Origin of the sequence: Sulfuricurvum sp. (genome assembly GCF_023250475.1) — a bacterium.
Classification (GTDB): Bacteria; Campylobacterota; Campylobacteria; order Campylobacterales; family Sulfurimonadaceae; genus Sulfuricurvum.
On sequence record NZ_JAHFAQ010000171.1, the window covers coordinates 1 to 3,498 of the forward strand.

Below are 3,498 nucleotides of genomic sequence, written 5' to 3' on the forward strand. Positions count from 1 at the left end.
CTCAAATAAGATATAGGAAAAGATCAATAAAAATAATAATTTTTTAACTGTCACAACTAACTCCTTATCAAACTTTTATTCATAACTCTCTTGCCGATGCAACACACGACCGATAAAAATTGTGTCCTCTACAACATCAAATAAAACTCGATAATCTCCTACTCGCATACGATAAGCTGGCTCGAAATTAGTCAGTTTTTTAATATTGGAAACATCGGGAAAATTTTTGAGAGAAATGATTTTTTCGTGAAGTTTACTTTTGAAAGGTTCGTTAATTTTTTGGAGATCTTTGATCGCGCTCTTGCGAATCTCAATGCGCATCTTTTAAATAGTCCTCAAAAGGAATACTCTCTTCCTCACGTGTTTTTGCCAATACTTTTAAATCATCAATATCTTCTTTGGAAACGACTTCTACACCATCTTTTTTAAAATGGTCTAACAGCCATAAAAACTTGTCAAATATTTGCGGATTTTGAAAATTGATCGTTAATGATTGCATTCTATCACTCCTGCTATCGATGAAGTATTATAACATGTTGGAGGGAAATAGTTAAATTTGATTAGAGAGAGATCCCGCATCAAGTGCGGGATGACGGGAGAGCGGGTAAAACTTACCCTTTTACTTTCGCTTCGATAGTGGCAACGATACTTGGATCTTCGAGAGTCGAGATATCCTGAGTGATCGCTTCCCCTTTCGCGATAGAGCGAAGAATACGGCGCATGATTTTACCTGAACGAGTTTTCGGCAAGCCCGGTACGAAAACGATATCATCACAAATAGCGATGTTACCGATCTCTTTCATAATCACTTTGTTGATCTCTTTGACCATCTCCATCTCTTCACCGACGGTGTCATCGCCTTTGAGAACGATGTAGGCGAAAATCCCCTCACCTTTGATATCGTGCGGCTTACCGACAACGGCTACTTCCGCGACGTTTGGATGTTTTTTACATGCCGCTTCAACTTCGGCGGTTCCCATACGGTGACCTGAAACGTTGATAACGTCATCGGTACGTCCTGTGATGGTGATGTATCCGTCTTCGTCGTAAATTGCACCGTCACCCGTGAAGTATACCGGTTGACCGTCTTTTTTGACATCACCGAAATACGATTTCACGAAACGTTCAGGATCACCCCAAATTCCGCGGATCATAGATGGCCAAGGACGGGTTACACACATATAACCTGGCTCGCCTGCTTCAACTTTGATACCCGTTTGAGGATCAAGGATTTCGGCGATGATACCCGGAAGCGGGAATGTCGCACATGCAGGTTTGATCGGAGTCGCACCCGGCAATGGAGAAACGATATGTCCTCCGGTCTCGGTTTGCCAGTAGGTATCAACGATCGCACATTTGCTTCCGCCGACTGCCTCATAGTACCATTTCCATGCCGGAGGATCGATCGGCTCACCGACAGTTCCGAGGACTTTCAAGCTGCTGAGATCGTATTTAGCCGGCTCATCTTCACCCATTTTGTGCAATACGCGGATCGCGGTCGGAGCGGTGTAGAATTGGTTGATTTTGTACTCTTCCACCATTTTCCACGGACGTCCTGCATCCGGATAGGTCGGAACCCCTTCGAACATGATAGTTGTTGCACCCATAGCCAACGGTCCGTAGACGATATAGGTATGTCCGGTAATCCAGCCGACATCCGCCGTACACCAGTAGGTGTCGTTTTCTTTGACGTCAAATACCCATTCCATTGTCATTTGAGCCCAAAGGATATACCCGGCTGAGTTGTGTTGAACCCCTTTTGGTTTTCCTGTTGAACCTGATGTATACAGGAGGAAAAGAGGGTCTTCAGCATCCATTATTTCCGCTTCACATACACTTGATTGGGATTTGATCAATTCATTATACGAATAGTCACGTCCGGCTACCCAAGTAATATCTTCGTTGTTACGCTCAACTACCAGTACTTTCTCAACCGGAGATTTTTCATCGATTGCTTGGTCAACGACCGGTTTGAGCATGTACGGTTTGTCTTTACGAAATGCTCCATCAGCGGTAATAACCACTTTTGCTTCCGCATCTTCGATACGGTCTTTCAACGCTTCGGAAGAGAATCCGCCGAATACGATCGAGTGAATTGCACCGATACGGGCACATGCGAGCATTGCATACGCTGCTTCAGGGATCATCGGCATGTAGATAACGACGCGGTCACCTTTTTTGACATGAAACTCGTTTTTCAGAAGGTTGGCAAATTTATTAACGTTGTAATAGAGTTCAAGGTAAGTGATAATTTGTTTGTCACCACGGTCGCCTTCAAAAATGATCGCCGCTTTATTTTTGCGTGAGCTGAGATGACGGTCAATACATTGGTGCGCAACGTTGAGTTTACCGTTCACGAACCATTTGTAAAACGGTGCATTGCTCTCATCGAGAACTTGAGTGTAAGGAGAGAACCAGTCGATTTTTTCTTTCGCGAAATGTCCCCAGAACCCTTCATAATCTTCACTTGCCCATGTTTGTAGATCATGGTACTCACACATATTTTTAATGCGGGCATTCTTAGCAAACTCGCGGTTTGGTTGAAAAGTTGGTTTTACGATATCACTCATAGTTGAGGCTCCTTAGTGTAGTTTAAGTGTATTTTTTAATTTTATATAGACCATTGCGGTCATAATTGCATCGTTCAATGCGTTGTGCTGTCCCATCCTCGGGATCTTTAAATCCCGTAAGATCGTATCGAAGCGCAAATCAACATTCCCCTGAGGGATCAGCTCGATCTTTTTATCAAAATAGAGCCCTGACACCTCAAGTTGTTTATGGGGGAGTTCACATCCCAGCCATGGTTTGATGAGACGATTCATCATCGCCATATCAAACTCCAAATAATACCCAACCAAGGGTCTATTTCCAATAAAATCAAGAAACTTTTTTGCCCCTTCTTGCGGTTCAATCGCATTTTCCAAATCGCACGGCCGGATATGGTGAATTTTGATGCTCTCAACACTGATTTCATGCGAGGGTTTTAAAAAAACTTCAAAGCTCTCGGAGGTCAAAATGCGATCCCCTTTGACTTTAACCGCACCGATACTCAGCACCGCATCTTTTTTTGTATTGAGTCCAGTAGTTTCGGTATCGAATACCACCACTTCGTCTCCGTTGTAGGGTTCAAACATCCACGCATAATTTTCATCATTAAGCGCTTTGCGATTCCATGCACGTTTGATTGAAACGAACATTACACCACCATTCCGAGATGAAAATGGTAGGTGAGAAATTTCTTAAACGTATTGACGATTTTAAAGGCATCTTTAAGAAGATCCCGTTCCGCTTTGCTAAGGAGTTTCGGGTTCACGTAATTTTGCTCATCACTCCCTTGCTTTTGCGCAAGGATAAAGCGCAAACGGATGCTTAAAAGGGTGTCATAGGCTTCAATCAGTTCACTCGCGAACCGCTTATCAAATAATCCGAGATTGTTAAGCTCTTTAATCCGCTCTGTCGTATTCGTTTGGGAAATTTTATGCTCCAGTGCCAAAATAC

5 protein-coding genes are annotated in these 3,498 nt (G+C 43.3%); all 5 read right to left on the reverse strand.

Annotated features, from left to right (window positions below; genetic code table 11):
- Positions 1-75: 75 nt before the first annotated feature.
- On the reverse strand, positions 76-321 hold the full coding sequence (locus tag Q0C19_RS11560; protein WP_013460683.1) for a type II toxin-antitoxin system RelE/ParE family toxin: 246 nt from the start codon (positions 319-321) through the stop codon (positions 76-78).
- Positions 311-499, reverse strand: a complete 189-nt coding sequence (locus tag Q0C19_RS11565) for a hypothetical protein (protein WP_295056205.1) — start codon at positions 497-499, stop codon at positions 311-313. Before Q0C19_RS11565 ends, Q0C19_RS11560 begins: the two co-directional genes overlap by 11 nt.
- A 112-nt stretch (positions 500-611) precedes the next feature.
- Complete coding sequence (gene acs / locus Q0C19_RS11570) at positions 612-2,570, reverse strand: acetate--CoA ligase (protein ID WP_295056207.1); 1,959 nt, start codon at positions 2,568-2,570, stop codon at positions 612-614.
- Between the two features lie 12 nt (positions 2,571-2,582).
- The gene (locus tag Q0C19_RS11575; RefSeq protein ID WP_295056210.1) at positions 2,583-3,197 is read right to left on the reverse strand and encodes a 3'-5' exonuclease; all 615 of its coding nucleotides are present in this window, start codon (positions 3,195-3,197) and stop codon (positions 2,583-2,585) included.
- Positions 3,197-3,498: putative nucleotidyltransferase substrate binding domain-containing protein (locus Q0C19_RS11580; RefSeq protein ID WP_295056213.1), on the reverse strand; the 302-nt coding region annotated here is incomplete at its 5' end. The genes Q0C19_RS11580 and Q0C19_RS11575, both read right to left, overlap by 1 nt.